Below are 5,541 nucleotides of genomic sequence, written 5' to 3' on the forward strand. Positions count from 1 at the left end.
CCACTACCTGGCACTGTTCGCCATCGGTGCGGTGACCGCGTGGGCGGCGGTGATGGAATTTCTCGGCATGCTCGAAGAAGGCCACATCAAGATCGATGACATTCTGTTGCTGTTCATCTATCTGGAACTGGGCGCAATGGTCGGGATTTACTTCAAGACCAACCACATGCCAGTGCGCTTTCTGATCTACGTGGCGATCACTGCGCTGACCCGCCTGCTGATCTCCAACGTCTCGCACCACAATCCGCCGGACATGGGCATCATCTACCTGTGCGGCGGCATTCTGCTGCTGGCGTTCTCGATTCTGGTGGTGCGCTACGCCTCGTCGCAATTCCCGTCGGTGAAGATCGAAAAACCGCAACGCAAACTCGGCGCCGGTTCCGGTGAACACCCCGAGATCGAGAAGGGCGAGCTTTAAAGGCCCATCGACGGCCGAGGCTGGCCGTTCTGCTGCGGTGGCGGGGGCAACCCGTCGCCGCTGGTCATCGCTTCGAGGATCGCCATGGCACTGTGGCCCTGTTCGATGGCAATGCCGAATTGAATGCTTTGCACCAGCCGCTTGAGCCGTAACGGGTCGTTGCGCTGTTCGGCGCTGATCATCCGTTTGGCGACGATCCGGCCGCTGTTGGACAGGGTCAGCATGATGCTGCCGTCCAGCCCCTGAATGCTCAGGTTGATCTGATAGTCCGGCGCGAAGGCATCGGTAATGATCTGAAAAGGGTTGTCCATGATGCGTCACCGCCTGATTGAACGTGCAGTTGTTGACCGGCCGTGATCGGGTTGGTTCGCCATACCGGACCATCGGCCATTCCGTGGCCTGTGTTGTTGCTTCGTGTAGGAGCTGCCGCAGGCTGCGATCTTTTGATCTTCAGTGTTTTGATTTCGGTCACAAAGATCAAAAGATCGCACCTGCGGCAGCTCCTGCACAGGTCATAGCAAGGGCTGTGCCGGGAAAATTGTTGGACAATGGATACGGCGTAAAAAAGGCGAGCCCCTGGCTCGCCTTCGTCATTTATGGCCCGTTTCAGGGCAGAACCGAGTAGATGATCGCCGACAGTGCAATCAGGCCGATCAGCACCACGAACACGTTGGAGGCCTGTCCCGAGTACTGGCGCAAGGCTGGCACCCGGCGGATGGCGTACATCGGCATCAGGAACAACAGGCAGGCAATCACCGGCCCGCCGAGGGTTTCGATCATGCCCAGAATGCTCGGGTTGAAGGTGGCGACGGCCCAGCAACTGAGGATCATGAACAGCGCGGTCGCACGGTTCAGCCAGCTCGCCGACATCACTTTGCCACGGCCCCGCAAACTCTTGACGATCATGCCCTGAAAGCCTTCGCTGGCGCCGATGTAGTGGCCGAGGAAGGATTTGGTGATCGCCACCAGCGCAATCAGCGGTGCGGCGTAAGCGATGACCGGGGTCTGAAAGTGGTTGGCCAGGTACGACAGGATCGATATGTTCTGCGCCTTCGCTGCTGCAAGATCGGCCGGCGATAGCGCCAGTACGCAACTGAAGCAGAAGAACATCACCGTCACCACCATCATGCCGTGGGCCATGGCGAGGATGCCGCTGCTCTTGCGTTCGGCCTCCGCGCCGTAACGCTGTTTCTGATCGACCGCGAAGGCGGAGATGATCGGCGAGTGGTTGAACGAGAACACCATCACCGGGATCGCCAGCCACAGGGTCTTGAGGAACGTCGACAGCGGCATTGCCTCTTGAGCGCTGGCGAAGAACGCGCCGTTCCAGTTCGGAATCAGACTGAGGCCGAGTAACAGCAGCGCGGCGACGAATGGGTAAACCAGCACGCTCATGGCTTTGACGATCACGTTCTGGCCGCAGCGCACGATCGCCATCAGGCCGAGGATCAGCACCAGCGACAGGATTGCCCGAGGTGGCGGCGCGATGTGCAATTGATGTTCGAGAAAACTGCTCAGGGTGTTGGTCAGTGCAACGCTGTACACCAGCAGGATCGGAAAAATCGCCAAGAAATACAGCAGGGTAATCAGCTTGCCGGCGCCGATACCGAAGTGTTCTTCGACGACTTCGGTGATGTCGCCGGAACGCCCGGACAGCACGAAGCGGGTCAGGCCCCGGTGGGCGAAAAAGGTCATCGGGAACGCCAGCAACGCCAGAATCAGCAATGGCCAGAAACCGCCGACACCGGCGTTGATCGGCAGAAACAAAGTGCCGGCACCGATGGCGGTGCCATACAGACCGAGCATCCAGGTGGTGTCGGATTTGCTCCAGTCCTTGTGGGCAGCGTCGGTGTTGCGTGTGCGATCTACAGCGGGATTTTCGGCAGCAGGTGTACGTACATCGGTCATCGTTTTTGCCTCGTTATTATTTTTGCTCGGGCTCACGGTTGGCAGGCCGCAAGTTGCGGCCTGCCGGGGCGGTCAGGGAATGCGCGTCAGCACTCCACCCAGCTCACGGCCAGGCCTCCCCGTGAAGTCTCTTTGTATTTGTCGTGCATGTCGGCGCCGGTGTCGCGCATGGTGCGGATCACCCGGTCGAGAGAAATGAAGTGTTTGCCGTCGCCGCGCAGGGCCATTTGTGTGGCATTGATCGCCTTCACGGCGGCGATGGCATTGCGCTCGATGCACGGCACCTGCACCAGGCCGCCGACCGGGTCGCAGGTCAGGCCGAGGTTGTGTTCCAGGCCGATTTCGGCGGCGTTTTCCAGTTGTTCCGGAGTCGCACCCAGCACTTCAGCGAGGCCCGCCGCGGCCATCGCACAGGCCGAACCGACCTCGCCCTGGCAGCCGACTTCAGCGCCGGAGATCGAGGCATTTTTCTTACACAGAATGCCGACAGCGGCGGCGCCCATGAAGAACGCGACCACGTCATCGTCAGACGCGTCCGGATTGAATTTCATGTAGTAGTGCAGAACGGCCGGAATGATCCCGGCCGCGCCATTGGTCGGCGCGGTCACCATACGCCCGCCGGCAGCGTTCTCTTCGTTAACGGCGAGGGCGAAAAGATTGACCCACTCCATCGCCGACAGCGTCGAACTGATCACGTTCGGCTTGCCGATTTCCAGCAGGCTGCGGTGCAATTTCGCCGCGCGGCGCGGCACGTTCAGCCCACCGGGCAGGATGCCTTCGTGGCGCAGGCCCTGTTCGACACATTCGCGCATCACCGACCAGATGTGCAGCAGGCCGTTACGGATTTCAGCGTCGCTGCGCCAGGCCCGTTCGTTGGCCATCATCAGCTCCGACACGCGCAAGTTGTGCTGCTTGCACAGGCTCAGCAGTTCGGCGGCGCTGGAAAAATCGTACGGCAACACCACGTCGCCGGCCGGCGCCACACCGGACTCGGCTTCCGCCGCTTCGATGATGAAACCGCCGCCAATCGAGTAGTACGTTTGCGTGAACAGCTCGGCGCTTTCGCCAAAGGCTGTCAGCGACATGGCGTTGGGGTGGTAGGGCAGGCTTTCGTCCAGTAGCAGGAGATCGTGCTGCCAGTTGAAGGAAATTTCTCTCTGACCCGCCAGAAGCAACTGGCCGCTTTCGCGCAGTTGCTGGATGCGTGGGTCGATGGTCGAGGGATCAATACTGTCCGGCCATTCGCCCATCAGGCCCATGACGGTGGCGCGGTCGGTGGCGTGGCCGACGCCGGTGGCCGACAACGAGCCGTATAAACGGATTTCCACCCGACGCACATCGTTGAGCAGGCGGTGCTCGATCAGCGCCTGGGCGAAGGTCGCAGCAGCGCGCATCGGGCCGACGGTGTGGGAACTGGACGGACCGATGCCGACTTTGAATAGATCAAAAACACTGATAGCCATGCTAAACCCTTACAAGCAATGGAGTAGGAATCGCTGCCATTTTTTGTAGGACAAGCGCAATGTCGGCGATACTGCCTACCTCGGTCCTACGTGACCAACGAAACTTCCTAAGAAAGCCTTTAGCAGGACTAAACGATGAGTCGTCAATTGCACGCCCAGACCTACGTCTGGCTGCAGGTGTTTTCCTGTGCCGCGCGGCACCTGTCGTTCACCCGTTGCGCGGAAGAGCTGCACATCACCCCGGGGGCGGTCAGTCAGCAGATTCGCCAGCTGGAAGAGCGTCTGGGCTTTCGCCTGTTTCATCGCCGGGCGCGGGGTGTCGAGTTGAGTGCGGAAGGCCAGCGGCTGGCCATCACCGTCAATGAGGCCTACGGCAACATCGATGCTGAATTGCGTCGTCTGGATGCCGGGATGATCAGCGGGATTTTGCGGGTGCGTTCGATTCCGTCGTTCCTGAGCAAATGGCTGACTCCGCGTCTGCCGCGCCTGCAACAGCGCTATCCGGACATCCAGTTACGGCTGGTGGCCGAGGACAGCAGCGTGCCGTTGCACGAGGGTGACTTCGATTTGGCGATCGATCTGAACGACGGCAGCTATCCGGGGCTGTTATCCACAGCCTTGCTCGATGAGCAGATTTTTCCGGTGTGTGCGCCGAGCCTGTTGCGCGGGCGCCCGCCGCTGCATGGGCCGGCGGATCTGGTGCATTTCCCGTTGTTGCACGACATCACCGCCTGGCGCGGCAGTTATGAATACGCGGAGTGGGAGTTCTATCTGAATGCGATTGGCTTTGAAGGCGCCGACGTACGGCGGGGGCACACGTTCAATCGCAATCACCTGACCATCGAAGCGGCTATCGCCGGTATGGGCGTGGCGATTGCCCGGCGCACGTTGCTCAACGATGAGCTGGAGCGCGGGACGTTGATCGTGCCGTTCGGCCTGTCGGTACCGAACCACAAGCGCTATGTATTGCTCTATGCGCCGGGGGCATTGAGCCATCCGGGCGTGCGTGCGGTGCATGACTGGCTGGTGGAGGAAGCGGGGATTTTCCGCAGTTTACATCCGTTGAACGACGGGCAATTGTGAGCAGATTTTGCAGGGTTGCGAGGCAACCCAACTCCCGACCTTACCAGTGACTTGCTCGGTTGTCCGGCTTTTTTTTGCGAATGAATATTTATCTTTTTTCAGGGGTTGAAATGTTCGTCAGTCGGGCCGATTGTTGTAACCAAGGGGTCAGGAAATTCAATTCAAGGCCTCTCGCGAGCTAGCTGAAATAAGGGATGAACTATGCAAATCCAAGTCAACAGCGATAACCATATTCAAAGCAGTAAACGACTGGAGGAGTGGGTACGTACAACCATTGAGAGCACGCTCGACCGTTATGAAGAAGACCTGACCCGTGTCGAAGTCCACCTGAGCGACGAGAACGGCGACAAACCAGGTCCCCATGACTTGCGCTGCCAACTGGAAGCGCGGCCAAAAGGCCATCAACCGATTTCCGTCACCCATAAAGCCGATTCGCTGGAACAGGCGATCGACGGTGCAGCCGAAAAACTGGAACATGCGCTGGAGCACCTGTTTGGCAAACTGCGGGGCAAACCCCGCGCCGCCATCGTGCCATTCAGCAAGGCGAATGACGCACTGCTGGAAGAAGAGTTTCTGGAGAACGAACAGGCAGCGATCAACAGTTGATGCGCTGATTTTTCAAGCCACCCCATGAGAACGGGCCTGCGCAAGCAGGCCCGTTTTTTGTTT

At 59.5% G+C, this 5,541-nt stretch carries 6 protein-coding genes; 3 read left to right on the plus strand and 3 right to left on the minus strand.

The window, feature by feature from the left end; translation table 11 throughout:
• On the plus strand, nt 1-418 hold a 418-nt coding region (locus HT737_RS20510), incomplete at its 5' end, for a phosphate-starvation-inducible protein PsiE (RefSeq protein ID WP_182403902.1).
• Here HT737_RS20510 and HT737_RS20515 read toward each other — a convergent pair.
• The 3 genes from HT737_RS20515 to HT737_RS20525 all read right to left on the minus strand — a co-directional run bounded on the left by HT737_RS20515 (nt 415) and on the right by HT737_RS20525 (nt 3,789).
• Nucleotides 415-729 carry a DUF3509 domain-containing protein gene (locus HT737_RS20515; RefSeq protein WP_182403903.1) on the minus strand — a complete coding sequence of 105 codons (315 nt, stop codon included), beginning with the start codon at nt 727-729 and terminating at the stop codon, nt 415-417. The genes HT737_RS20510 and HT737_RS20515 overlap by 4 nt on opposite strands.
• A gap of 295 nt (nt 730-1,024) precedes the next feature.
• Nucleotides 1,025-2,326 (minus strand): HAAAP family serine/threonine permease, encoded by a 1,302-nt coding sequence (locus HT737_RS20520; protein WP_182403904.1) that lies wholly within the window; start codon nt 2,324-2,326, stop codon nt 1,025-1,027.
• Nucleotides 2,327-2,412: 86 nt separating this feature from the next.
• Complete coding sequence (locus HT737_RS20525; protein ID WP_182403905.1) at nt 2,413-3,789, minus strand: L-serine ammonia-lyase; 1,377 nt, start codon at nt 3,787-3,789, stop codon at nt 2,413-2,415.
• Nucleotides 3,790-3,924: 135 nt separating this feature from the next.
• Here HT737_RS20525 and HT737_RS20530 point away from each other — a divergent pair, with 135 nt between their 5' ends.
• Together HT737_RS20530 and HT737_RS20535 are read left to right on the plus strand one after the other, a co-directional pair.
• The gene (locus tag HT737_RS20530) at nt 3,925-4,872 is read left to right on the plus strand and encodes a LysR substrate-binding domain-containing protein (RefSeq protein ID WP_047291811.1); all 948 of its coding nucleotides are present in this window, start codon (nt 3,925-3,927) and stop codon (nt 4,870-4,872) included.
• 201 nt (nt 4,873-5,073) lie between these two features.
• Nucleotides 5,074-5,478, plus strand: coding sequence for an HPF/RaiA family ribosome-associated protein (locus HT737_RS20535; protein ID WP_007968091.1), 405 nt, complete (start codon nt 5,074-5,076; stop codon nt 5,476-5,478).
• Nucleotides 5,479-5,541: the final 63 nt, after the last annotated feature.

It is taken from the genome of Pseudomonas sp. MD195_PC81_125 (assembly GCF_014060985.1).
GTDB classification, from domain to species: Bacteria; Pseudomonadota; Gammaproteobacteria; order Pseudomonadales; family Pseudomonadaceae; genus Aquipseudomonas; species Aquipseudomonas parakoreensis.